The sequence below is a fragment of the Hyunsoonleella pacifica genome, from assembly GCF_004310335.1.
GTDB lineage: Bacteria > Bacteroidota > Bacteroidia > Flavobacteriales > Flavobacteriaceae > Jejuia > Jejuia pacifica.
In genome coordinates, this window is record NZ_SIRS01000004.1 from 553,163 (window position 1) to 577,387 (window position 24,225).

Consider the following 24,225-nt stretch of genomic DNA (forward strand, 5'->3'; position numbering starts at 1 on the left):
CTATACAGCTTACTAGAATATTAATAATAAAAAAGGCGTTTCAATATGATGAAACGCCTATATATTGTTTTTTGTTTTTAACTATTTATTCTATAACTAGTTTTTGAGTTATAGAAGCGGTATCTGTAGCTATTCTTATAAAATACACGCCCGTTGAGATATTTGTAACATCTATAGTTTTTACTTTAGGTGATTCAGAAATATCATAATTTACAATGTGCCTACCACTCAAATCAAAAAGTGTTGCACTTCTAAGTAACTTATTAGATGCATTCCTTATAAAAAGTTGAGAACTAGCAGGATTTGGATAGATACTAATACTTTCCTCAAATACTGTCTCATCTACACTTAAAGGACAAGAGGCATCAATCATCAAATCTTGACCACAAACAGCATTATTAGTACTTCTGTCTTGTATTCCATTAGCTGCTGTACTATTATTTACCGTAATTAATCTTTGAAATTCTCCATTACTAAACGAAAAATGCATTACGTCTTCAGCATTATTTCCCACAGCATTATTATCGGGGTTAATTATGTGGGCTAATTGATGACTATGTCCTAACTCATGTAATGCTACACTCTCAAAATCAATTTGACTAACTCCTGGTGTTCCTGTTCCTGTATACCAATTTGTAGTATCATTAAAAACCAAATCTAACTCAGAAACATACCAATCTATACCTCCAGATAAGTTAAAACAGCCTGCATACCACGAGTAACAAATCCCTAATGTACCTGAGCTTAATTCACTACCGTTATCAAATCTAATAACATTAGTTCCATCCGTTGAAGAACCTGCTGTATCTATTGCTGTAGCAGTAGAATTCACTTCATAATTAATTCCTGTTTCACAGACCCAATTATCAAAAGCTCTCATAAAAGCTGCTTTAGCACCTGGAACCTCAGTATCATTAAAAAAATCGGTTTGCATAGCCCAAGTCATACCTCCACTAGCATTTTCATCTACATGTTGTACCTGGTATGCTGTAAAAGGTATAGGACCATTTGTACCCCCACCGCCGGTATCATCATCAGGATCTGTTTCTACATTTATTTCTGAATACGATACAGTGAGTATTGAAGAAAGTGGAGACAAACCTCCTAAATCATCCTCTACCCTTATCGATCCAGTTCCAGCACCAGAAGGCACCTCAACCACAATTTGAGTATCGCTCCAACTTATAATTTGTGAGTCTAATGCATCAATAAAGGAAGCTCCCCCATCATCAGCATCTCTAAATTGAACTTTACCTTGAGTACTCCCAAAGTCAGTACCAGTAATAGTGAGTTGATCCTTAGTTCCTCCACTAACAGTTGTTTTATCTAAAGAGATTGCTCCAGGTGGTAAAAACACTTTTCCCGAGGCAGTTTTTGAAGACTTTGAGGCAGCATCAAAAGTTTTTAGTGCTATAAAATCAGATTTTGTGTATTGTTGAATTTCGTTATAAAAATCTTTGGTTATGTTTTGTTTTATTTCAGATTGGTTAGATACCAAGTTATCATTCAAGTTATATTTGTAAAAGCTTTGAGATAATTCAGAAGGTTTAAATTTTTTGTTTTTTGAGCTTGCTGTCTTAGAAAAAGAAGTATTATCATGCTCTAATATGAAAACCCCCACATTTCCTTTTCTTAATTTTAAACTAGGGTTTACAATTAAAGCATCTAAACCAACTGATCCCCCTAATGTGACCACATCAATAGTAGACAATGCATTTCCTTTAAAGACTTTATATACCTCAACAGTATTTATTGTATAAATAAGTTTGCGATCGTCATCCCAAGTAGACTTTTTCGCAATAACTTTTCCTTCTACGACCAAATTAGAATTTTCAATTTGAGTTTTTAAAGGAACTTTTTCCATCAATGCTTGGCCATTCAAAAGGGTGCTCCCTGTTAAGCATAAAAGCAGCAAACAAAAATAGCTTATAAACGTATTTTTTTTCATCGGTTTTAGGTTTAAATATTCATTTAATTGGTTGAGGGAAGATTCAAATATAACGAAATAATAGTTATTTTTACAATGAAATTTGAAACAAAAAATCGACAAAATGAAATATTCATCGATAAATAACAATATTTTTATTCGAAATAGAAAGAAATTTTCTACAAAAATGAAAGCAAATAGCTTGGCTGTTTTTAATTCAAATGATATTTACCCCATAAGTGCCGATAGCACTATGCCGTTTCAACAACATAGAGATATTTTTTATCTAAGTGGGGTTGATCAAGAAGAAAGTATTCTAGTTATATTTCCTGATTGTCCAAAAGAAAAACACAGAGAAATTCTCTTTTTAAGAGAAACCAATGAGCATATAGCTGTTTGGGAAGGTGAAAAATTGACCAAAGAAAAGGCTTTTGAAACTAGCGGTATCAAAACCGTATACTGGCTACAGGATATGGAAAAAGTTATGTTTGAAATAATGACGCAATGTGATACTGTATATATTAATACAAACGAGCATTATCGTGCTTCAGTTGAATTAGAAACTCGTGAAGATCGATTTACAAAGTGGTTGAAAGCAAAATACCCAGCACATTCAGCTGCAAAAAGCAATCCTATTTTACAACGTTTACGCTCTGTGAAAGAAGATGTAGAGATTGATTTAATTCAGAAAGCGTGCAACATCACAGAAAAAGGATTTAAACGTGTTCTAAACTTTGTAAAACCGGGAGTAATGGAATACGAAATTGAAGCAGAATATATTCATGAATTTATTAGAAATCGTTCAAAAGGTTTTGCTTACACACCAATAATTGCCTCCGGAAATAACGCCAACGTACTACATTACATTGAAAATAACCAAGAATGTAAATCTGGAGATCTAATTTTAATGGATGTTGGTGCTGAATATGCCAATTATGCCAGTGATATGACAAGAACAATTCCAGTTTCTGGTCGTTTTAACGAAAGGCAAAAAGCTGTTTACAATACGGTATTAAGAGTGAAAAATGAAGCTACTAAAATGTTAGTTCCTGGAACTCTTTGGGCTGATTACCATGTAGAAGTTGGCAAACTGATGACTTCAGAATTATTAAATTTAGGACTTCTAGATAAAGCTGATGTGCAAAATGAAGACCCTGAGTGGCCTGCTTACAAAAAGTATTTTATGCATGGTACAAGTCACCACATGGGACTAGACACACACGATTATGGTATTTTAACGGATCCGATGGTCCCTAATATGGTTTTTACAGTTGAGCCTGGAATTTATATTCCAGAAGAACGGTTTGGTGTTCGGTTAGAAGATGATGTTGTTATTCAAGAAACTGGCTCCCCATTAAATTTAATGAAAAATATACCTATTGAAGTTGAAGAGATTGAAAGCTTAATGAATGCATAAAAAAAGGTCGCTCAAATTGAGCAACCCTTAATTCAAAAACACTTGTATTATTAAAGAGTGACTAATTCAAATAAATAACTATTAAGTTTTTGAAGCGTTTTTATCTTGTTTTCAGTATCAACAAGCAAAGAAATATTATTTCGACTTCCACCGTAAGATATCATTCTTATTCTTACATCTTTAAGGATTTTAAATAGCTTGTGAGTACCTTCATGGTCAACTATCGCATGTCCAACCAAACAAATGATACTCTGATTTCTATCTATTTCTATACTTGCAAAGCTTTCTAATTCTGAAATAATTTGTTCTAAGTTTCTATCGTCATCAATTGTTAATGATACGGCTACTTCTGAAGTAGTAATCATATCTATTGATGTTTCATACGTTTCAAAAATTTCAAATACTTTTTTTAAGAACCCATGTGCTTGCAGCATACGTCCCGATTTTATTTTAATAGCAGTAATATTATCCTTTGCTGCAATGGCTTTTATACCAGTTTCAAAATGATTACCTGTTATAGAAGTACCTTTTGCTGAAGGCTCCATTGTATTTTTTAAACTCACAGGAATTCCATCTTCTCTTACAGGCAATACTGTTTGTGGATGCAAAATTTTAGCTCCAAAATAAGCTAATTCAGCAGCTTCATCAAATGACAAATCGGAAATGGGTTTTGTCCCTTCTACAAACCTAGGGTCATTATTATGCATACCATCAATATCGGTCCAAATTTGTACTTCTTCTGCTTTTATAGCAGCTCCTATAATTGTTGCAGTGTAATCGCTTCCTCCACGCTGCAAATTTGAAATCTCTCCATTATTATCTAAACAAATAAAACCTTGAGTAATGTATATTTCAGAGTTATTAGCGCTATTTAATACAGTATTTAAATTTTCTTTTATGTAATTAAATGAAGGTTCTTTATACGCATCAATCTTCATAAAGTCTAATGCCGACAATAAACTAGAATTTATGCCTTCTTGCTGTAAAAATGAATTAAATATGAAGGTTGACATTAACTCGCCTTGAGCCAAAATTTCATTTTCCATAACTTTAGAAAATGGCTTATATGTGCACTCAACTAAAAAATTAAAACGTTCAGAAATATACGTTTTGGTTACATCATTTAACGATTTATCAGATAAAAGTGCATCAATCACTGGTACATATTTCTCATGAAGTGCATTAATATCTTTTAAAGCTTTATCATTATTTAAAACCTTTATATCGTTTGCAATATCAACTAAACTATTTGTTGTACCTGACATTGCAGAAAGCACTACAATCTTCTTATTCCCATCGTTGATAATATTTTTAACGTTTGTTATATTCTCAACAGAACCTACAGAAGTGCCTCCAAATTTTAAAACTTTCATATTGTATATAATTTTACAGTGCAAATGTAAAATTCAAACGAAGAATTTAGATATTAATATAAAAAAAAGTTTATTTTTGCACAAATTGTTAAATATTTAACATGAAAACTGTTTCAAATTGTGTTGAAGACATTTTAATAACTCAACCTTACTTAGAAGAAGCTTTAGCTAGGAATATAATTAATTTTAGTGCTCTGGCTGTAGAACTTACAGAACCTATAAGTAAAATGCTCAAAAAAGATGTGAAACCTGGCGCTATAATGATGGCGTTGAGACGCTACAATCCTCCTCCTACTTTGGGTAATACTATAAAAATGAAGCGTGTTATTCAAAATTTGGGAGACATCACAGTACGCTCTAACCTCACAGATTTTACGGTTAAAAATTCATCTACATTGATTGATAATCATGCAAAAATATTAAATCGTATTAATCAAGAAGATAAACTATTTTACACTTTTACACGAGGCATCCATGAAAGCAATATAGTTGTTTCTAGCAGTTTGAACGACTTCGTAAAAGAGCATCTAAAAAACGAGTACTTTATTGTTATTCAAGAAAACCTATCAGCCATTAGCATTAACTTACCGCAGGATAATTCTAAAATTGCAGGTTTATATTATCACTTTTTTAAGAGATTAGCTTGGGAAGGTGTTGTTTTATATGAGGTACTATCTACTACAAATGAGTTTACTATTTTAGTTGAAGATGAATTTGTAGACAAAGCTTTTTCAGCGATTAAGAAAGTGAAATCTTAACTTTTTTTAAATAAATATTACAAATTAGAAAAGCCAATAAAGCTGGTAACACCCATCCAAAACTATATTCTGCAAAAGGAATGTATGCTATAATAGTTTTTAACATCTGAGACGGAAATATAAAACCAACAACATCAGGAATACTAAAAATTAAAGTTGCTAATACCACCAAGCGAAACACCATAACAGAAGCAAATTTTTCTGGAATCACATTTAGCAAAATCAAAACAATTGTTATTGGGTAAACAAGTAATAAAAAAGGGATAGCAATAATCACAATAGAATTAAAATCTAGCTGCCCAACAATAACACCTATAGCAGATGATAGTACTGCAGTTATTACATATGCCCTATGTGAGTTTCTAAACAATCCTTTAACATAGTCGGCAGTTCCAGTAACTATACCAACTGCAGTAGTAAAACATGCTAAGGCAATTAAAATACTTAAAATAGAATTTCCTAAATTACCTAGTGCAGACGTGCTTATTCCTCTAAGTAAATTAGCTCTCTGCATATCAGTACTTAAAGCTGTATTGAAATTAGTATCAGAACCAAAGAAGGCTCCTGTACTAATCAAACCCAAATAAATTAAAAATAAACCAAAACCCGCTATTATTCCTGAATGTTTAATTAACTTTTTCTTTTCTTCAAAGCTATAATCGAACTTGGTATTTATAGAGATAACAATTACAGCGCCCACAACCACTGAACCAATAGCATCAAAAGTTTGATACCCTTCTAAAATACCACTTAATAGAGAAAAATTATATGATGATGTATTTGTTTCTGAAGTTGATTTAAACAAGCTAATTATAATAACACACAAAAGCGCTAAGACTATAATAGGTGTTAAATATCTACCTATTAAGGTTAAAATTTTTGAACGATTTAACACAAAAACTAAAACCAATAAAAAGTAAACTATGCTCATTAATAAAGAATCAATACTAAAGTAAGGAGCTATTGCAATTTCAAAAGTTGCAGCAGCTGTTCTAGGAGAAGGTATTGATATAGCTATTAAATAAATAATAACACAATATAAAAGACTAAACTTTGGAGATACTTTTTTTCCAAAATCATATAAAGTACCCTGTAGTTTTGAATGCGTATATATGCCCAAAATAGGGACGCATACTGCTGTAAGTATAAACCCAACACTTACCCAAAACCAATTATCCCCAGCATTATATCCTAAAAATGGTGGAAGCAATAAATTTCCAGCTCCAAAAAACAGTGAGAACAATGCAAAGCTAGTTACTAATAATGCCTTAGTTTTTTTCATGTGATGATTTTATCTTTGCTCAAGATAAATTAATTATGGTTTTACAATATAAAGAAACATCTATTTTTTATACTGATGCAGGAAAAGGAGAGACTCTTGTATTTCTACATGGTTTTTTAGAAAACAATAGTATTTGGAAACCTTTTATTCCTGCTTTATCAAAAAAGAATAGAGTTATTTGTATTGACTTACTCGGACATGGTAAAACGGGATGCTTAGGATACATACATTCTATGGAACTTATAGCTGAAACCATAGAAGCTGTTCTAAACCACCTTAAAATAACAAAATGTTCAATTTTTGGACACTCCATGGGTGGTTATGTTGCATTAGCTTTTGCTGAAAACAACCCAAATAAGATTAAAGCTTTAACTCTCATTAATTCTACAGCTGAAGCGGACAGTATCGAAAAAAAACAAAATAGAGATAGGGCTATTCTTGCAGTAAAAAAAAATCATAAAACATTTATACAAATTGCAATTCCTAATTTATTCACATCAAAAAACAGATCAATTTTTTCAGATGAAATTGAACATTTAAAAAAAGAAGCTTTAAAAACCCCATTACAAGGTATCATAGCTGCTTTGGAAGGTATGAAAATTAGAAAAGATAGAACCCATCTTTTGTTAAATATAGCTTATAAAAAACAGATGATAATAGGTAAAAGAGACCCTATCTTGGATTATAAAATTTTAATTAATCAAACTAAAAACACTGAAGTTACAGTTGTTGAATTTCCAGATGGCCATATGAGTTTTATCGAAAATAAAGAAGAATTACTACAAAATATTTTGCATTTCATCGAATAATTAAGCTTTATGTCGATTATATTGTATTTGTTTTATAACTTTAAGTCCTCTTAATCAACTTTTAAAACTTAACCTATGCAAGATAAAAGTACTAGAAATACTTTCGTACCCAAAATATACTGTAGTATTTTTGGTCATGATTATCAAGTTACAAAACAAGTAACCCGCCACGTAAAAGAATATACTTGCACTCATTGCAAAAAACAATTAACCACAAGTAGTAATGGAAATTTAGTTGAACTTACTCCTAAGTTTAAAGAAATAAATGCCATTTTGGAACGCATACATCAATCTAGAATGAATCGTTCAAAGAAAAAAACATTCGCTTCATCGATTTATTAACTCTTTATTAACATTTTTGTTTCGTTTTTAATAAATTCACACCTCTCTCTAATAAATTATTAATATGCGAACAACATGAAGAATATACATTGTAAAGTATTTGGACACAACTACAAAATATCTAGACATGTAACCTATCATGTAAAAGAATACACCTGTCAAAATTGCAACAAGCAACTTACAACAAATGGCAAAGGAAATCTTACTGAGCTTACGCCTAAATTTAAAGAAATTAATGACGTTTTAGAACGTATACACCAAAAGAAAAACAGAATACGATTAAAAACTAAACAACCTAATAAAGGACTTCTCCTTTTTAGTCATTAAAACTCTTCCAACCCTGCGCTTTTAATTCTATTTTAGTATCGGCTCTCGTTACCAAGTGTTTACCAGCCGATTCCTCAGTTATAAAACCAATCACTGTTAAATTTGGATTGGCTTTAATTTTAGGATAATCTTTTTGACTTATAGTCATCAATAATTCATAATCCTCTCCTCCATTTAAAGCAACCGTTGTACTATCAATTTTAAACTCTTCACAAGCAGAAATCACTTGGGGATCTAAAGGAATTTTACTTTCATATAAGTCACACCCCACTTTACTTTGCTTACATATATGAAGTATTTCAGAGGACAAACCATCACTTATGTCTATCAGTGAAGTTGGTTTAACATCTAAATCTTTAAGCAATTTTACTATATCCTTTCTAGCTTCTGGTTTTAATTGACGCTCAATCATATAAGTATACATACTCAAATCAGGTTGATTAGTAGGATTCACTTTATACACTTCCTTTTCTCTTTCTAGCACTTGTAAGCCCATATAAGCACCCCCTAAATCCCCAGAAACTACCAGTAAATCGTTAGGCATCGCTCCCTTCCTGTAAACAACCTCATTTTTTGTAACCTCTCCTAATGCTGTGATAGAAATCAGCAACCCTGTAGATGAAGAAGTTGTATCTCCACCAACAACATCTACACCATAAATTTTTGCTGCTGTTTGAATTCCTTCATATAACTCTTCCAAAGCTTCTAGAGGAAATCTATTAGACACAGCAATGGAAACTGTAATTTGTGTTGCTTTTGCATTCATAGCATAAACATCAGATAAATTTACCATTACCGACTTATACCCTAAATGCTTTAGCGGCGCATAACTTAAATCAAAATGCACACCCTCAACTAACAAATCAGTTGTTAGCACCACTTGCTTATCTTTAAAATCCAATACAGCCGCGTCATCTCCAATACCTCTAATAGTAGATTTTTGGTTTATGTTAAAGTTTTTGGTAAGGTGCTCAATGAGGCCAAATTCGCCAAGATTCCCTAGATCTGTTCGTTGTTGATTTTTATCTTCTATCATAACTGCAAAAATAAGAAGGCTTTTTAATTTAACTTCCGTAATAAACCATTTAATTTTAATACGTTAAATTTGTGTAACTTGAGATAAGACACTGCAATATTACATATATATTCTACGTTTTATTTAAGCTATTGAAAAAGAAAAAAACTCTCCTTATGTCTAATTTAAAAAAAACAATAAAAGTTCTCCTATTTGCTTTTATTAGTTCAATAACAATTTATTCTTGTAATATTGAACCTGTAGAGCGTATATTTACATTAGACACAGATAATGACGGAATTTTAGATAATATTGATAACTGTATAAATACTCCAAACCCAAATCAGGAAGACAGTAACAATGATGGTATTGGAGACACTTGTAACTCGTCTTTAACAAACTCTCTTATAGAATGCAAAGGTGGTTTTGCTGGAATATTTCCATGTAGTGGCTATGATTTGCTAATCAACATGCCTGTAGAAACATTTGGTGCTGCAGAAGCAAATGATTCTTGGGGATGGACGGATCCTAACTCAGGAAAAGAATATGCACTTATTGCTACAGATAGAAATACGGCTTTCGTAGATATTTCAGATGTAGAAAACCCTATTTATTTAGGAAATATACCTACTGCAACAACATCCAGTCCTTGGAGAGATGTAAAGGTATACCAAAATCATGCGTTTATAGTTGCTGATAATAATACAGGAGAAGACAGTCATGGATTACAAGTATTTGATTTAACTCGACTAAGAAATGTAAACAATCCGCCTGAAATATTTATTCCCGATGCTCGTCTTGAAGAAATTGGACGAGCTCATAATGTGGTTATAAACGAGGATAGTGGTTACGCCTATACCGTTGGCGGAAATAGAAATTCCGTATATGCTGGCGGTCCTATCTTTATAAATATACAAAACCCTAAATCTCCAGTTATTGAAGGTGGTTTTGCTGAAGGTGGCTATTCACATGATGCCCAAGTTGTAACCTACAATGGACCCGATACGGATTACACAGGAAGAGAAATTTTAATTGGTAGTAATGAAAACGAAGTGGTTTTAGTAGATGTGACCGACAAAAGTAATCCAGTAAAAATTTCAACAATATCCTATCCTAATGTAAGATATGCGCACCAAGGATGGTTTACGGAAGACATGAGATATTTTATTTTAGGAGATGAACTTGATGAAATTAGAATAGGAAACAATACTAGAATTATCACTTTTGACTTCTCTGATTTAGACAACCCATTGTATCATTTTGATTATCTAGCATCCAATGCATCAATAGACCACAATGGTTACATCAAAGATAATCTCTATTTTCAAGCTAGTTACAGAGCTGGTTTACGTGTGTTAGATATTAGCAATATTGAAAATAAGACATATACTGAAATTGGATACTTTGATACATTTCCTGAAGACAATGCCACCGCATTTGACGGTGCTTGGAATGTATACCCTTACTTTGAAAGCGGAAACATTGTAATCAGCGATATCAACAGAGGGCTTTTTGTAGTTAGAAAAAGTAACTAATTCTTCTACTTAAGAATGAAAATTAAAAGCCCACATCAATATTATTCGTTTTTACTAGTTATCATATTTTTATTTAACTGTTCAAATAATGATGATACTAGCACAAAACCCATAATTTTAAAAAACACAAGTTTTGTAAAAACAATTGGTGGCAGTCTAAATGAAAGCGCACAATCTGTTACTGAAACTATAGATGGTGGCTATGCAATTTTAGGGTATACACAAAGTAATGATGGAGATATTGACAACAAAACAAATCAATCTTTTGATTTTTGGCTTTTAAAATTCGATAAAGATGACACATTACAATGGCAAAAAACCTATGGAGGAACGGGAGATGATAGAGGTCAAGATATCATTCAAACACAAGATGGAGGCTATGCGGTTTTAGGATATAGCAAGAGTGCAGATGGCGATCTTAGTGAAAATGCTGGAGCTAATGATTTTTGGATCTGTAAACTCAATACATCTGGTAACATATCTTGGCAAAAATCTTATGGTTTTTTAGGAGCAGATATAGGCTATGCTTTAACAAAAACAAATGACAATGGCTATTTAATTACTGGAGTTTTAGATGTATCTGCTTCTAATGGTCAAGGCAATAGCAAATCAAATGGTACCCTTCATGCTGGAGGCGATTATTGGGTAATAAAACTTAATGCTAACGGACAGAAAGAATGGAGCAAATTTTTTGGAGGCACTTTTACAGATACACCCTATGATGTAATTCAAACTCCTAATAATAATTATATAATTGTTGGCTCATCAGATAGTGATGATGTAGACATAAAAAACAACAAAGGCGCTTATGATTTTTGGATAGTAAATATTTCCGAAAACGGTAATTTACTTTGGGAAAAATCCTTTGGAGGCTCTGAAATTGATGAAGCCTGGGGCATCATATTATCTAACAATGGAAATTTAGTTATCGCTGGAGATACGAGAAGTAACAACCAAGATATATCTGAGAATAATGGTGCTGCTGATATTTTTGTTATCAAAATTACACCAAACGGGGACTTAATTTGGAATAAATCTTTTGGAGGCACCAATTTTGATGCAGCACAATCTATTTCAAAAACATCAGATGGAGGCTTTGTAATATCAGGAAACTCAAGGAGTTCAAACATAGACCTTACAAATAACAATGGACAAAATGATGCATTAGTTATAAAACTCAACAGTGCAGGAAATTTAGAATGGCAAAAAACTATTGGAGGCTCCAATATAGATTTGGCTTTTGACGCTACTGAATTGAATGATGGATCTATAATTATTGTTGGAGAATCCAGCAGTTCAGATATAGATATTTCAGCAAATAAAGGTTTTTCAGACCTCCTTATTTTTAAAATAAAAGAATAATTACCATGAAAAGATTTAGTGCAACAATTATATTACTCATCATATTATTTTTATCATGCGACGATACTAATAGCGAAACAATGGCGAGTACAAGCATTGTTTTTAACTTTACCCATTCATGGGATGACACTACTATTAGTAATACAGATTTCAATACTATAAAGTTTATTAATGCTAATGGCGAGAATTTAAGCATTTCTAAACTACGTTATCTCATATCTGGAATTACATTTGTTGGAAATTCTGGAGAAGAGTTAAATTTAAACGCATATAATTTAGTTGATCTAACAAACAACTCAAGTTTAAGGTATGAATTACAAAATGCTATACCCTCTGGAAGTTATAAAAATGTAAAATTTACCTTTGGTTTTAATAATGAAGATAATTACAACAACTACCAAGACTTAAATTCAGCGTCTTGGAATGTACCAGAAATGCTTGGTGGAGGATACCATTACATGCAATTAGAAGGTAAATTTATAGATAATACTAGCTCTGAAACAGGTTATGCATATCATGCTATAAGAGCAGTTGATATCACAGGAAACACCCCTGTTTTTCAAGATACATTCTTCGATATTAATTTAGGTGATATAGAAATCTCAAATAACACAACTATAAATATTGATATGAATGTTGCCGAATGGTTTAAAACCCCAAACAAATGGAATTTAAATCAACTTAATAGTGCTCTTATGCCAAATTTTGATGCACAAATTTCAATGTTTGAAAATGGCCAAAATGTATTTAAATTAACTTCGGTAGATTAAATTTTTTTGAATAAATATGTTTTAAATATCATTTTGCTGATAAGCTTCATTTGTATTTCCTGTTCAAATGAAAACATAAAAGAATATAAACCTAAACCAGTTGCGTTAGAAGTCCCTAAGTTATTCGAAGACAATATCATTGCTCCTATTATACCTAGTGATAACCCACAAACACAAGAAGGTATAGCCTTAGGAAAAAAACTATTCTTCGATCCTATTCTATCAGGAAACAACACACAAGCTTGTGCTGATTGCCATACACCAGAAAATGCATTTAGTGATACTTCAAGATTCAGCGATGGTATTGATGGAAGTTTAGGCAAAAGAAATTCTATGCCGTTATTTAATCTGGCTTGGAATTACGATGAAAAATTCTTTTGGGATGGCAATGCTTTCAGCTTGGAGCAACAAGCCTTTATTCCTGTTACTGATCCTTTAGAAATGAAAAGCACATGGCCAGAAGTAGAACAAAAACTCCAACAACACCCAGAATACCCATTGTTATTTGAACAAGCTTTCAATACTTCAAAAATAGACTCCACGTTAGTAGTAAAAGCTATTGCTCAATTTGAACGAACCTTAATTTCAGCTAATTCAAAATTTGATAAATTTCTTTTAGGTAAAATAGAGTTATTACCTGAAGAACTGAACGGTTTTGACGTATTCATGGATGAAGCTAAAGGGGATTGTTTTCATTGTCATGGTAGTGACAAAAATCCGCTTTGGACTGATAATGCATTTCATAACAATGGGTTAGACGAAACATTTAAAGATTTAGGATTAGGAGCTATAACAGGAGACCCAGCTGATAATGGAAAATTTAAATCCCCTTCACTTAGAAATTTAGTATTTACAGCTCCTTATATGCATGATGGTAGATTTAATACTTTAGAGGAAGTTATTGATCATTATAGTGAAGGTTTAAAAAACTCCTCTACAATAGATCCTCTTATGAAAAAAGTAGCCCAAGGAGGAGTTCAACTTTCTGCGAAAGATAAATCAGATTTAAAGGCGTTCTTGATGACACTTACTGACTATGAGTTCATAAATTAAATACAATTATTCTTATTTTACTTGTACGTAAATTTTTATTTAAATACTTTTTTTACTATATTAACATAATATAATGTTAATAAAGATCATGCTCCCTAAGCAAAATATCAATCTTTTTTGTGTAATGTATGGACACAATTATGTACGTATATCAGACGGAAAAGATGAGTCACAATCTAGGATAGTCTGTAAAACATGTGGAAAGCTTTTTTGTTTTAACTCTACGGATAATATTGTAGAAAAGCAAAAATTTAAAAAAGCGGTTTAATATATAAGGCTGGTTTAATAATTAATTTTTTATTTGTATTTCATCGAATAATTTAGCTTTTCAGCGTTAATGTAATTTTTTTTATGCATCTTTATGTTCCCAATCTCCCAAAGAACAATGATGCAAGAAAAACCTACTAATCGTTTTTGCGCCATGTTTGGTCATAACCTGAAACATGTTGCAGATATTGATCATGAAACAGTCGAACTAGTCTGTAAATCCTGCCACGAACACTTCATCTACACAAAAAACGACCATTTGGTAAGCGTTCCTGTATTAAAGAAAAACAATCAACTTGATAGTTACTTTAAACCCAAAAAAGCCTCTTCAAGATTACACAAATACTTTGGACTGTAGGATACTAAAATTAAATTATCTAGAGTAGATTTAGACTAACAATAACAATCATTAGTTAATCTAATAATTAGCATAACAAAAACCTATCAAACTATATGCTAATATAATGTTAGGTTATTCGAAATTCCCTGACTTATATCGTATATTTGTGCTCTATTTAGAAATTGTCTCAACACACTAATCAAGACAACACTAAATTTAACAAACAAAATAATATGATAAAAGTCTCTGATACAGCTAAAAAGAAAGTGATTGAGCTTATGACCGATGACGGCTATAATGCATCAACAGACTATATTAGAGTAGGTGTAAAAAGTGGAGGTTGTTCAGGCTTGTCTTACGATTTAAAATTTGATAAAGAACAACAAGAGGATGATAAAGTTTTTGAAGATAATGGTGTAAAAATCATTGTAGACAAGAAGAGTTTTTTATACTTAATTGGCACTACTTTAGAATATTCAGGAGGATTAAACGGAACTGGATTCGTTTTCAACAATCCTAATGCTAACCGAACTTGCGGTTGTGGAGAATCATTTTCATTATAAAACAATAAAAGCATATGTCGAAGTATACAGAAGATGATCTTCGTGAGGAGCTAAAAACCAAAGAGTACGAATATGGTTTTTACACAGATATAGAGTCTGAAACATTCCCTAATGGTTTGAACGAAGATATTGTTAGGGCTATTTCACATAAAAAGGAAGAACCAGAATGGATGACAGAATGGCGTTTGGAAGCATTTCGTGTTTGGAAAGCAATGGAAGAACCAGAATGGGCAAACGTTAATTACGAAAAACCAGATTTTCAGGGTATTTCTTACTATTCCGCACCAAATAGCAAGCCAAAGTATGATAGTTTAGATGAAGTAGACCCAGAATTATTAGCCACTTTTGAAAAGTTAGGGATTTCTTTGGATGAACAAAAGAAATTAGCAGGTGTCGCTATGGATGTTGTAGTAGATTCAGTTTCTGTAGCAACAACATTTAAGAAGACCTTGGCGGAACAAGGGATTATTTTTATGAGTATATCAGAAGCTATAAAAGAACACCCTGAACTTGTAAAAAAATATATTGGTACTGTTGTTCCACAAAAAGATAACTTCTATGCAGCTTTAAATTCGGCTGTATTTAGTGATGGTTCGTTTTGTTATATTCCAAAAGGGGTAAAATGCCCTATGGAATTATCAACATATTTTAGAATAAACCAAGCAGGAACAGGACAATTTGAAAGAACCTTGGTAATTGCTGACCAGGGCAGTTACGTAAGCTATCTAGAAGGTTGTACAGCTCCAAGTCGAGATGAAAACCAATTACACGCAGCTGTAGTTGAACTTATTGCCTTAGACGATGCCGAAATAAAATATTCTACGGTACAAAACTGGTTTCCTGGAAATGCAGAAGGAAAAGGAGGGGTTTACAATTTTGTTACTAAACGTGGATTATGTGAAACGAACGCCAAAATCTCATGGACTCAAGTTGAAACAGGTTCTGCTGTGACATGGAAATACCCAAGTTGCGTATTAAAAGGTGATAATTCTGTAGGAGAGTTTTATTCCATAGCAGTAACTAATAATTACCAACAGGCAGATACAGGAACTAAAATGATTCACTTAGGAAATAACACGAAATCAACAATCATCTCCAAAGGTATTTCAGCAGGTAAATCACAAAATAGTTATCGTGGATTAGTACAGGTTAACTCAAGAGCCGAAAATGCGCGTAATTTTTCACAATGCGATAGTTTACTAATGGGTAATGAGTGTGGTGCACATACATTCCCTTATATAGAAGCAAAGAATAAATCTGCTAAAATAGAACACGAAGCAACAACTAGTAAAATTGGAGAAGACCAAATTTTCTATTGTAACCAACGTGGTATTGATACCGAAAAAGCAATTGCTTTAATAGTGAATGGCTTCAGTAAAGAGGTACTTAACAAATTACCTATGGAATTTGCTGTGGAAGCTCAAAAATTGTTAGAAATAAGCTTAGAAGGAAGTGTAGGTTAAACACACCTGCAAGGTTTTGGTAACCTTGTAGATCTTATTAAAATTATAATGAAAAAATTACTTTTTATCACATTAATTGTCGCGACAGCTATAAGCTGTAAAAAAGAGGTTAAGTCAGAAAAAAAAGAAGTTGAAACAACTGCTGAGAGCTCTGAAAGAACCGCTAAACAAAGTGACGGATTAACACTTTTAAAAGGAGATTTTGTATATCATGGTGGCGCAGCTGTTTTACAAACACATGCCGAAATATACGGTGTACTACCAGTAAATAAATTTGAAGAGTTAAGTAGAAAAGCAGAAGCATTTAAAACTGAACCAACCGATATGGTTCAAGTAGAAATACGAGGTAAAATCACAAACGAAAAGCACGAAACCATTCTTTGGGAAAATAAGGTTGAAGTTGTTGAAATCATCAATGTAAAACCTATTGATGACACCAAAAATAATATTGTAAAACTAGGAAGCTAAAAGCTATGTTGAAAATAAATAATTTACACGCAAGTGTTGAAGATAAAAGCATTTTAAAAGGTATTAACCTTGAAGTAAAACCAGGTGAGGTACACGCCATCATGGGACCAAACGGTTCTGGGAAAAGTACACTAGCATCTGTTATAGCTGGAAGAGAAGACTATGAAGTAACTGAAGGTAATATCATTTTTGATAACGAAGATATTGAAGAATTAGCTGCTGAAGAACGAGCACACAAAGGCGTCTTTTTATCATTTCAATACCCAGTAGAAATACCTGGAGTATCAGTAACCAATTTCATGAAAACTGCTATTAATGAATCACGTAAAGCAAGAGGTTTAGAAGAAATGCCTGCAAAAGACATGCTGAAATTAATACGTGAAAAATCAGAGCTTTTAGAGATTGACAGAAAGTTTTTATCACGTTCCTTAAACGAAGGTTTTTCTGGAGGAGAAAAAAAACGAAACGAGATTTTTCAAATGGCAATGCTAGAACCAAAATTGGCTATACTTGATGAAACCGATTCTGGGTTGGATATTGATGCACTACGTATCGTTGCAAATGGTGTAAATAAACTAAAAAGCAAAGACAATGCAGTTGTAGTAATTACACATTACCAGCGTTTATTAGATTATATAGTACCTGATTTTGTACACGTTTTACATAACGGTAAAATTGTAAAATCTGGATCAAAAGAACTAGCGCACGAGTTAGAAGCGAAAGGTTACGACTGGATAAAAGAAGAAGTTGGCGCTTAGATAGTCGCAGTAATCAGCCTCAGTTGGCAGTTGCCTACTCGAAACTGATATTCAACAATTTTAAAAAAGTAAACAGTCGTTTTAGTTTTTTTACTGAAAACTGAGACTGCGACTGAAAACTGAAGAAAATGGATTTAAAAGAAAAATTAGTATCATCATTTCTAGCATTCGAAAATAAAGTAGATATAGATGCTTACGCTCACGATGTGAGATCTGATGCTATCAAAATATTTGAAGAAAAAGGCTTTCCTTCTAAAAAGGACGAAGCTTGGAAATACACGTCTTTAAATACTATTTTAAAAGAAGATTACAGCGTTTTTCCAAAGCAAGAAAATGCCTTAGAATATCATCAAGTAAAAAAGTATTTTATACATGACATTGATACGTACAAGATTATTTTCATTGATGGGAAATACTCATCGCACTTATCGCAAACTACACATGATGGTATTGATGTATGTTTAATGTCTGCAGCTTTAAGCAAACCAAAATATCAACTAATAATAGAGAACTATTTTAATAAAGCTGCCGAAAAAGATAGCCTATCTGCATTAAACACAGCATTTTCTCAAGAAGGTGCATACATCCATATTCCTAAGAATAAAGTGGTTGAGAAGCCGATACAAATCATTCATTTTTCAACAGGAAACGAATCGGCAACTATGCTACAACCTCGTAATTTGGTTGTAGTGGATGAGAATTCTCATGTACAAATTATAGAACGTCATCAAAGTTTAACAGATAACCCTGTACTAACAAATAGCGTTACTGAAATTTTTGCAAACAAACGCGCTATTGTAGATTATTACAAAATCCAAAACGATAAAGAAACTGCCTCACTTATTGATAATACATTTATTAAACAAAAAAGAGAAAGTTTAGCATCAGTACACACCTTTGCTTTTGGTGGAAAACTTACTAGAAACAATTTAAATTTTTACCAGAACGGAGAACGTATCGATTCTACACTTAAAGGCATAACCATTATTGGTAAAAAACAACATGTAGACCATAATACTTTGGTTCATCATATAGAGCCTAATTGCGAGAGCCATCAAGACTATAAAGGTATTTTTGGCGACCGATCTACAGGCGTATTTAACGGCAAAGTTGTTGTAGAAAAAGAAGCGCAAAAAACCAATGCTTTTCAGGCTAATAACAACATTTTAGTTAGTGACAAGGCAACAATTAATACAAAACCTCAACTAGAAATTTTTGCAGACGATGTAAGATGTTCTCACGGTTGTACAATTGGTCAGCTAGACGAAAGTGCCATGTTTTATATGCGTTCGCGCGGTATTCCAGAGAAAGAAGCCCGTGCACTTTTAATGTTTGCTTTTAGTAACAACGTGCTTGAATCCGTTAAAATTCCAGAACTCAAACAGCGTATCACTAAAATTATCGCGAATAAGTTGGGCGTAAATATCGGATTCGACCTTTAAAATTTTTATTTTAAGATTATGTCCCGCTATCCGCTATGTTTAATGTAGAAACCATACGACAAGACTTCCCGATACTTTCTCGTAAAGTAAATGGAAAACCGTTGGTGTATTTTGATAATGCTGCAACATCGCAAACACCTCAACAGGTAATTGATGTTATTGTAGACTATTATTCTAACTACAATGCTAACATACATCGTGGTGTACATACATTAAGCCAAGAAGCTACCGATTTATACGAAGCCGCAAGACATAAAATACAAGCGCATTTTAATGCAAAACACGCACACGAAATAATTTTTACATCTGGTACCACACACGGTATTAATTTGGTTGCCAATGGCTTTTCATCATTCTTAAAAAAAGACGATGAAGTCATAGTTTCTGCCCTAGAACATCATAGTAATATAGTGCCATGGCAAATGCTGTGCGAACGCACAGGTGCTATTTTAAAGGTTATTCCCATGAATGAAGATGGCGAATTAATCCTTTCAGAATTTGATGCGCTACTGTCTAAAAACACAAAATTGGTATTTGTAAACCATGTATCTAATGCATTAGGAACCATAAATCCTATTGAGTATATCATCAAAAAATCACATGAGGTTGGAGCAGCAGTACTAATAGATGGTGCACAATCCACTCCGCATATTGTTCCAGATGTACAAGCACTTGATGCTGATTTTTACGTAACCTCTGCCCATAAAATATGCGGACCAACAGGTGTTGGAATGCTTTATGGGAAAGAAGCTTGGTTAAAAAAATTACCGCCCTACCAAGGTGGTGGCGAGATGATTGACGAAGTTACTTTCGAAAAAACAACCTATGCCGATTTACCTCATAAGTTTGAAGCTGGAACTCCAAATATCTGTGGAGGTATAGCTTTTGGTGCCGCTATAGATTATATGAATAATGTAGGTTTTGAAAATATATCAGTTTACGAAACTGAGCTTTTAACCTATGCTACAGAAAAACTGTTAGAGATAGAAGGCCTAAAAATCTACGGTACTTCAGATAAAAAAACCTCAGTTATTTCCTTTAATATAGAAGATATTCATCCTTACGATGTGGGCACAATTTTAGATAAACTGGGAATTGCTGTTAGAACTGGGCATCACTGTGCGCAACCTATCATGGACTTTTACAAAATTCCCGGTACCATTCGCGCATCTTTTTCATTTTATAATACAAAAGCAGAAATTGATGCTTTAGTTGAAGGGGTTAAGAAAGCTAAAATGATGCTATCTTAATCTTTGGCTTCTTTTTTGTAGATTCATCTTAAATTAAATTACAATGAAAGCTATAATACTAGTTTTTAGTATGATAACACTACGCTGTTGTTGGGGACCAACAGAATACCAACTTATGCAGCAATTACAAAACGACGATACAATTTTGAAAACTCTAAATGGCACATACAATATTAATACCTTAAACCAAATAGAAGTTTCCGATTTTAAGCTTACAGTTTCTTTTGATAATAACACTAAAAAAGTTTCTGGATTTTCAGGTTGTAATCGCTTTTTTGGAACATATACTTTAAATGAAAACACATTAAAATTTAGTCCATTAGCATCAACAAAAATGTTGTGTCCCGAAGACAAAAACAATATGGAAACTGAGTTGTTAAAGACATTCAATGAAGCGGATAAGGTATTCTTTTATAAAAATGGTTTTACCCTATTTAATAAAAAGAAAACTTTACTTTCAGCTAGTAAAGTTGATAAAAAAATCAGTTTTGAATATACTGCAACTTCAAGAGGATCTTATAAACAAATCAACATAAAAAAAGACACTATTCTACTTTCAAAAAAAAGAAAAGGAAATTCTTTGAAGCTGCCTTGTGACACATTGTACTGGCAAAAATTAATCAAACTAAGTAATACTATAAATATTGAAAACATATCTAACCTTACATCCCCTAGTAAAGCCTTTCAATATGATGGAGCTCCATTAGCACATCTTAAAATAACTTTAAACGGAACTACTTACGAATCTGTTCCCTTCGATCACGACAATCCACCAAAAGAAATTGAGCCTTTAGTTAAAGAAATCTTATCATCTATTGAAAACATTGAATAGCAACATTTCTTGTTGTATTTTTGTATAAAATTGAACGTATGAGTATTGAAGACATTCAAAACGAAATTATAGACGAATTCTCAATGTTTGACGATTGGGAAGAGCGTTACCAATATATGATTGATTTAGGGAAAGAATTACCCTTAATTAACGACCAATATAAAACTGATAGCAATATTATAAAAGGCTGTCAAAGTAAAGTTTGGGTGCATGCAGAAATGGATGATGACAAGGTAGCTTTCACAGCAGATAGTGATGCTATAATTACCAAAGGTATAATTGCGATTTTGATAAGAGTATTTTCAAATCAACATCCAAAAGATATTATTGATGCTGATACCGATTTTATTGATAAAATAGGCTTAAAAGAGCATTTGTCTCCTACTCGCGCCAATGGATTAGTGAGTATGGTTAAGCAATTAAAAATGTATGCTATAGCATACCAAACACAACTTAATTAGTTTATGTGTTGATTCGTTTAATCGTTGATGCGACAATTAAACACTTAAACAAATAAACGATTAAACAAATTAAAGAAAATGAGTAAAGAAATAGATACAGCCGAATTAGGCGAAAAAATAGTAAACGTTTTAAAAACAATTTACGACCCTGAGATACCAGTTGACATTTATGAATTGGGATTGATTTATGATGTTTTTGTTAATGAAGATTACGACGTAAAAATACTAATGACTTTAACTACACCTAATTGTCCAGTAGCAGAAACACTACCTCTGGAAGTTGAGGAGAAAGTAAAATCATTAAACGACGTAAATGATGCAGAAGTAGAGATTACGTTTGACCCTCCTTGGACACAGGATTTGATGAGTGAAGAAGCTAAATTAGAATTAGGGATGCTTTAAGATTGGAAAAGTTACCAGTCACAACCTAAGTTTTCAGTAAATACAACTTAACAAAGCACTTTTGAAAGACGAAATCATAAATCGCGTAGCGAACAGTAAATTAATCACTTTAGATCTTGAGGATTTTTATCCTGAGGGCAAACGTGTACTATTCGATATAAAAGACTGGTTGTTTGAAGGTTTTGTACTTCGAGAAAAAGATTTCAGGTCTCAAGTTTCTGAATTTAATTGGAGTCAATATCAAGATAACTACATCGCGTTAACTTGTAGCACTGATGCTATTATTCCAGGTTGGGCCTATATGTTGCTAAGCATTAACTTAGAACCTTATGCTAAAAAGGTAATTATTGGTAATTTAGAACAACTAGAAACATCTATTTATCAAGATATTATTACAAATCTAAATATTTCAGAATACGAAGGAAAACCTATTATTATTAAGGGTTGCGCTAACAAACCCGTACCTCAAAACGCATATATTATGCTATCCAATAAGCTTAAACCCATAGCTAAATCTATTATGTATGGAGAAGCTTGTTCTTCCGTTCCTCTATACAAAAAGAAATAAAATTTGTGACTTTATTCTTCTAAAAGCGTCTAAAGTTTAGTTATGTTCAAAAGCCTTTTTGAATTAACATTTGTTAAAATTAATATATATTTGCCCACATTTTAAAAACTAAACAATGATGAAAAAACTATTATTTTTCGCAATTTTATTACTTAGTGTATCTGTAATTGAAGCACAAACAAAAGAAGAATTAGAAAAACAAAAAGCTGAAAAACAAGCAGAAGCTGATGCAGCACAAGCCGAAGCTAATGCTATTCAAGCTCAAATAGACGCACTCCCAGGATGGAGGACTGGAGCTTTTGGTGTTATTGGCGGGAGTTTATCTAACTTTAACAACTGGTATGCTCAAGGCGCTCCAAATAACTCTTCTGGAACTATAGGTTTTACCCTCAATGGATTCGCAAATTTAATTCAAGAGAATTTTTTCTGGAGAAACGCCTTAACTACAAATTTAAATTGGACAAAACTTGATAATAAAGATATCAATACTGATAGTGATAGTTTTGAACCAACTACTGATGTCTTCAATTTATCATCTTTATACGGTAGAAATATTGCTAAAAATTTAGCAGCTTCTGCTTTATTAGAATATAGAACAACAATACTTAATAACTTTAACGATCCTGGATATTTAGACCTTGGTATCGGTGCTACGTGGACTCCAATTGAAAACTTAGTAGTGGTTGTACATCCATTAAACTACAACTTTGTATTTGCTGATGATGATACTATTTTCGAATCATCTTTGGGTGCTAAAATTGTTGCTGATTATACAAGACAAATTGGTGCAGTATCTTTTAAAACAAACCTGTCTGCCTTCCAAAGTTACAAATCTAGTGATTTATCTAATTGGACATGGACCAACTCATTTAGCTACACGCTTTGGAAAATGATTGGTGTTGGTTTTGATTTTGGTTTGAGAAACAACAAGCAAGAAGCCTTGAACTATTCTAGAAATATATTAGGAAATGCTGGAGAAACGTTTGATAGTGTTGATAATGACTTACAAACATATTGGACACTTGGTTTAAGCTACAAGTTTTAATAACTCATAGAGGCTTTATAGCACTGAAAAAAGCTAAATAAAAAGCGCTTCCCTTTCTTAGGAAGCGCTTTTTTAATGTGGTTTTTAAGGTAAACTTATTAAACTGTAACAACACTGTTTTCAGCACCAGCATAATCATTCCAAGCATAAGCATCAGCAGCAGCATCATTTACATACTCGCCATCTACGATGTATTTATACTCATAAGAATTATCTTTTTCTAAATCTACAGTAGCTTTAAATGTGCCGTTTTTTAATTTTTTAAGAGGTGCTTTTTTAACGTTCCAGTCATTAAAACTTCCTACAACAACAGCTTTCTTTGCTTCTGGAGCTTCAATAGAAAATGTTACTTTACATATAGGTTTACTCTTTAAATACTGTTTTTTAATAGCCATA

26 protein-coding genes are annotated in these 24,225 nt (G+C 32.5%); 21 read left to right on the forward strand and 5 right to left on the reverse strand.

The annotated features are described in order from the left end of the window. Positions 1-85: 85 nt before the first annotated feature. Positions 86-1,948 (reverse strand): T9SS type A sorting domain-containing protein, encoded by a 1,863-nt coding sequence (locus EYD46_RS11795; RefSeq protein ID WP_130937346.1) that lies wholly within the window; start codon positions 1,946-1,948, stop codon positions 86-88. A 103-nt stretch (positions 1,949-2,051) separates the two neighbouring features. Here EYD46_RS11795 and EYD46_RS11800 point away from each other — a divergent pair, with 103 nt between their 5' ends. Next, positions 2,052-3,344, forward strand: coding sequence for an aminopeptidase P family protein (locus EYD46_RS11800; protein ID WP_130937347.1), 1,293 nt, complete (start codon positions 2,052-2,054; stop codon positions 3,342-3,344). Positions 3,345-3,394: 50 nt separating this feature from the next. Here EYD46_RS11800 and EYD46_RS11805 read toward each other — a convergent pair whose 3' ends face one another. Beyond that, the gene (locus EYD46_RS11805) at positions 3,395-4,717 is read right to left on the reverse strand and encodes an aspartate kinase (protein ID WP_130937348.1); all 1,323 of its coding nucleotides are present in this window, start codon (positions 4,715-4,717) and stop codon (positions 3,395-3,397) included. 101 nt (positions 4,718-4,818) lie between these two features. Here EYD46_RS11805 and EYD46_RS11810 point away from each other — a divergent pair, with 101 nt between their 5' ends. Then, complete coding sequence (locus tag EYD46_RS11810; protein ID WP_130937349.1) at positions 4,819-5,475, forward strand: hypothetical protein; 657 nt, start codon at positions 4,819-4,821, stop codon at positions 5,473-5,475. On the opposite strand, the gene brnQ is transcribed toward EYD46_RS11810, so the two are convergent. Further along, positions 5,456-6,757, reverse strand: coding sequence for a branched-chain amino acid transport system II carrier protein (gene brnQ, locus EYD46_RS11815; protein ID WP_130937350.1), 1,302 nt, complete (start codon positions 6,755-6,757; stop codon positions 5,456-5,458). The two genes, EYD46_RS11810 and brnQ, sit on opposite strands and share 20 nt — an antisense overlap. A 35-nt stretch (positions 6,758-6,792) precedes the next feature. Between brnQ and EYD46_RS11820 the strand changes: the two genes are divergently transcribed. The 3 genes from EYD46_RS11820 to EYD46_RS11830 all read left to right on the forward strand — a co-directional run bounded on the left by EYD46_RS11820 (position 6,793) and on the right by EYD46_RS11830 (position 8,235). Further along, a complete protein-coding gene (locus tag EYD46_RS11820; RefSeq protein ID WP_130937351.1) occupies positions 6,793-7,566 on the forward strand; it encodes an alpha/beta fold hydrolase in 774 nt (257 codons plus the stop codon). 75 nt (positions 7,567-7,641) lie between these two features. Then, on the forward strand, positions 7,642-7,908 hold the full coding sequence (locus tag EYD46_RS11825) for a hypothetical protein (protein ID WP_130937352.1): 267 nt from the start codon (positions 7,642-7,644) through the stop codon (positions 7,906-7,908). Positions 7,909-7,983: 75 nt separating this feature from the next. Further along, on the forward strand, positions 7,984-8,235 hold the full coding sequence (locus tag EYD46_RS11830; RefSeq protein ID WP_130937353.1) for a hypothetical protein: 252 nt from the start codon (positions 7,984-7,986) through the stop codon (positions 8,233-8,235). Here the strand turns inward: EYD46_RS11830 and thiL are convergent. Continuing rightward, complete coding sequence (gene thiL / locus EYD46_RS11835; RefSeq protein WP_130937354.1) at positions 8,225-9,271, reverse strand: thiamine-phosphate kinase; 1,047 nt, start codon at positions 9,269-9,271, stop codon at positions 8,225-8,227. The two genes, EYD46_RS11830 and thiL, sit on opposite strands and share 11 nt — an antisense overlap. A gap of 155 nt (positions 9,272-9,426) precedes the next feature. Here thiL and EYD46_RS11840 point away from each other — a divergent pair, with 155 nt between their 5' ends. From EYD46_RS11840 to EYD46_RS11915, 16 genes are all read left to right on the forward strand, one after another. Further along, a complete protein-coding gene (locus EYD46_RS11840; protein ID WP_130937355.1) occupies positions 9,427-10,785 on the forward strand; it encodes a choice-of-anchor B family protein in 1,359 nt (452 codons plus the stop codon). 15 nt (positions 10,786-10,800) lie between these two features. Then, complete coding sequence (locus EYD46_RS11845; protein WP_130937356.1) at positions 10,801-12,147, forward strand: hypothetical protein; 1,347 nt, start codon at positions 10,801-10,803, stop codon at positions 12,145-12,147. Positions 12,148-12,152: 5 nt separating this feature from the next. Then, positions 12,153-12,917 carry an MbnP family protein gene (locus tag EYD46_RS11850; protein WP_130937357.1) on the forward strand — a complete coding sequence of 255 codons (765 nt, stop codon included), beginning with the start codon at positions 12,153-12,155 and terminating at the stop codon, positions 12,915-12,917. A gap of 6 nt (positions 12,918-12,923) precedes the next feature. Further along, positions 12,924-13,970 carry a cytochrome-c peroxidase gene (locus EYD46_RS11855; RefSeq protein WP_229731341.1) on the forward strand — a complete coding sequence of 349 codons (1,047 nt, stop codon included), beginning with the start codon at positions 12,924-12,926 and terminating at the stop codon, positions 13,968-13,970. Between the two features lie 361 nt (positions 13,971-14,331). Then, complete coding sequence (locus tag EYD46_RS11860; protein WP_130937358.1) at positions 14,332-14,595, forward strand: hypothetical protein; 264 nt, start codon at positions 14,332-14,334, stop codon at positions 14,593-14,595. A gap of 215 nt (positions 14,596-14,810) precedes the next feature. Further along, positions 14,811-15,140, forward strand: coding sequence for a HesB/IscA family protein (locus EYD46_RS11865; protein ID WP_130937359.1), 330 nt, complete (start codon positions 14,811-14,813; stop codon positions 15,138-15,140). A 14-nt stretch (positions 15,141-15,154) separates the two neighbouring features. Continuing rightward, positions 15,155-16,603 (forward strand): Fe-S cluster assembly protein SufB, encoded by a 1,449-nt coding sequence (sufB, locus tag EYD46_RS11870; RefSeq protein WP_130937360.1) that lies wholly within the window; start codon positions 15,155-15,157, stop codon positions 16,601-16,603. A 48-nt stretch (positions 16,604-16,651) separates the two neighbouring features. After that, a complete protein-coding gene (locus EYD46_RS11875) occupies positions 16,652-17,071 on the forward strand; it encodes a hypothetical protein (RefSeq protein WP_130937361.1) in 420 nt (139 codons plus the stop codon). Between the two features lie 5 nt (positions 17,072-17,076). Then, on the forward strand, positions 17,077-17,829 hold the full coding sequence (gene sufC, locus EYD46_RS11880; protein WP_130937362.1) for a Fe-S cluster assembly ATPase SufC: 753 nt from the start codon (positions 17,077-17,079) through the stop codon (positions 17,827-17,829). A 128-nt stretch (positions 17,830-17,957) separates the two neighbouring features. Beyond that, positions 17,958-19,271, forward strand: a complete 1,314-nt coding sequence (gene sufD, locus EYD46_RS11885; RefSeq protein ID WP_130937363.1) for a Fe-S cluster assembly protein SufD — start codon at positions 17,958-17,960, stop codon at positions 19,269-19,271. A gap of 35 nt (positions 19,272-19,306) precedes the next feature. Further along, the gene (locus EYD46_RS11890) at positions 19,307-20,521 is read left to right on the forward strand and encodes an aminotransferase class V-fold PLP-dependent enzyme (RefSeq protein WP_130937364.1); all 1,215 of its coding nucleotides are present in this window, start codon (positions 19,307-19,309) and stop codon (positions 20,519-20,521) included. A 43-nt stretch (positions 20,522-20,564) separates the two neighbouring features. After that, on the forward strand, positions 20,565-21,353 hold the full coding sequence (locus EYD46_RS11895) for an META domain-containing protein (protein ID WP_130937365.1): 789 nt from the start codon (positions 20,565-20,567) through the stop codon (positions 21,351-21,353). A 38-nt stretch (positions 21,354-21,391) separates the two neighbouring features. Continuing rightward, positions 21,392-21,814 (forward strand): SufE family protein, encoded by a 423-nt coding sequence (locus tag EYD46_RS11900; protein WP_130937366.1) that lies wholly within the window; start codon positions 21,392-21,394, stop codon positions 21,812-21,814. A 78-nt stretch (positions 21,815-21,892) separates the two neighbouring features. Continuing rightward, a complete protein-coding gene (locus EYD46_RS11905) occupies positions 21,893-22,216 on the forward strand; it encodes an SUF system Fe-S cluster assembly protein (protein ID WP_130937367.1) in 324 nt (107 codons plus the stop codon). Positions 22,217-22,277: 61 nt separating this feature from the next. Beyond that, on the forward strand, positions 22,278-22,784 hold the full coding sequence (locus EYD46_RS11910) for a DUF2480 family protein (protein WP_130937368.1): 507 nt from the start codon (positions 22,278-22,280) through the stop codon (positions 22,782-22,784). Positions 22,785-22,902: 118 nt separating this feature from the next. Further along, positions 22,903-23,829: a DUF3078 domain-containing protein gene (locus EYD46_RS11915; RefSeq protein ID WP_130937406.1), complete on the forward strand. Its 927-nt coding sequence runs from the start codon at positions 22,903-22,905 to the stop codon at positions 23,827-23,829. A gap of 98 nt (positions 23,830-23,927) precedes the next feature. Here the strand turns inward: EYD46_RS11915 and EYD46_RS11920 are convergent, their stop codons facing one another. Continuing rightward, positions 23,928-24,224: an isoamylase early set domain-containing protein gene (locus EYD46_RS11920; protein ID WP_130937369.1), complete on the reverse strand. Its 297-nt coding sequence runs from the start codon at positions 24,222-24,224 to the stop codon at positions 23,928-23,930. Position 24,225: the final 1 nt, after the last annotated feature.

Excerpts from the sequence above, each read along its gene's own strand:
- thiL (WP_130937354.1), bottom strand. The coding sequence starts at position 9,271 with ATGATAGAAGATAAAAATCAACAACGAACAGATCTAGGGAATCTTGGC.
- EYD46_RS11800 (WP_130937347.1), top strand. The coding sequence starts at position 2,052 with ATGAAATATTCATCGATAAATAACAATATTTTTATTCGAAATAGAAAG.
- EYD46_RS11895 (WP_130937365.1), top strand. The coding sequence starts at position 20,565 with ATGAAAGCTATAATACTAGTTTTTAGTATGATAACACTACGCTGTTGT.
- EYD46_RS11875 (WP_130937361.1), top strand. The coding sequence starts at position 16,652 with ATGAAAAAATTACTTTTTATCACATTAATTGTCGCGACAGCTATAAGC.
- EYD46_RS11830 (WP_130937353.1), top strand. The coding sequence starts at position 7,984 with ATGAAGAATATACATTGTAAAGTATTTGGACACAACTACAAAATATCT.
- EYD46_RS11805 (WP_130937348.1), bottom strand. The coding sequence starts at position 4,717 with ATGAAAGTTTTAAAATTTGGAGGCACTTCTGTAGGTTCTGTTGAGAAT.
- EYD46_RS11795 (WP_130937346.1), bottom strand. The coding sequence starts at position 1,948 with ATGAAAAAAAATACGTTTATAAGCTATTTTTGTTTGCTGCTTTTATGC.
- EYD46_RS11890 (WP_130937364.1), top strand. The coding sequence starts at position 19,307 with ATGTTTAATGTAGAAACCATACGACAAGACTTCCCGATACTTTCTCGT.
- EYD46_RS11900 (WP_130937366.1), top strand. The coding sequence starts at position 21,392 with ATGAGTATTGAAGACATTCAAAACGAAATTATAGACGAATTCTCAATG.
- EYD46_RS11915 (WP_130937406.1), top strand. The coding sequence starts at position 22,903 with ATGAAAAAACTATTATTTTTCGCAATTTTATTACTTAGTGTATCTGTA.
- EYD46_RS11845 (WP_130937356.1), top strand. The coding sequence starts at position 10,801 with ATGAAAATTAAAAGCCCACATCAATATTATTCGTTTTTACTAGTTATC.
- EYD46_RS11920 (WP_130937369.1), bottom strand. The coding sequence starts at position 24,224 with ATGGCTATTAAAAAACAGTATTTAAAGAGTAAACCTATATGTAAAGTA.
- EYD46_RS11850 (WP_130937357.1), top strand. The coding sequence starts at position 12,153 with ATGAAAAGATTTAGTGCAACAATTATATTACTCATCATATTATTTTTA.
- sufC (WP_130937362.1), top strand. The coding sequence starts at position 17,077 with ATGTTGAAAATAAATAATTTACACGCAAGTGTTGAAGATAAAAGCATT.
- EYD46_RS11810 (WP_130937349.1), top strand. The coding sequence starts at position 4,819 with ATGAAAACTGTTTCAAATTGTGTTGAAGACATTTTAATAACTCAACCT.
- brnQ (WP_130937350.1), bottom strand. The coding sequence starts at position 6,757 with ATGAAAAAAACTAAGGCATTATTAGTAACTAGCTTTGCATTGTTCTCA.
- EYD46_RS11825 (WP_130937352.1), top strand. The coding sequence starts at position 7,642 with ATGCAAGATAAAAGTACTAGAAATACTTTCGTACCCAAAATATACTGT.
- EYD46_RS11865 (WP_130937359.1), top strand. The coding sequence starts at position 14,811 with ATGATAAAAGTCTCTGATACAGCTAAAAAGAAAGTGATTGAGCTTATG.
- EYD46_RS11905 (WP_130937367.1), top strand. The coding sequence starts at position 21,893 with ATGAGTAAAGAAATAGATACAGCCGAATTAGGCGAAAAAATAGTAAAC.
- sufB (WP_130937360.1), top strand. The coding sequence starts at position 15,155 with ATGTCGAAGTATACAGAAGATGATCTTCGTGAGGAGCTAAAAACCAAA.
- sufD (WP_130937363.1), top strand. The coding sequence starts at position 17,958 with ATGGATTTAAAAGAAAAATTAGTATCATCATTTCTAGCATTCGAAAAT.
- EYD46_RS11840 (WP_130937355.1), top strand. The coding sequence starts at position 9,427 with ATGTCTAATTTAAAAAAAACAATAAAAGTTCTCCTATTTGCTTTTATT.
- EYD46_RS11860 (WP_130937358.1), top strand. The coding sequence starts at position 14,332 with ATGTTCCCAATCTCCCAAAGAACAATGATGCAAGAAAAACCTACTAAT.
- EYD46_RS11820 (WP_130937351.1), top strand. The coding sequence starts at position 6,793 with ATGGTTTTACAATATAAAGAAACATCTATTTTTTATACTGATGCAGGA.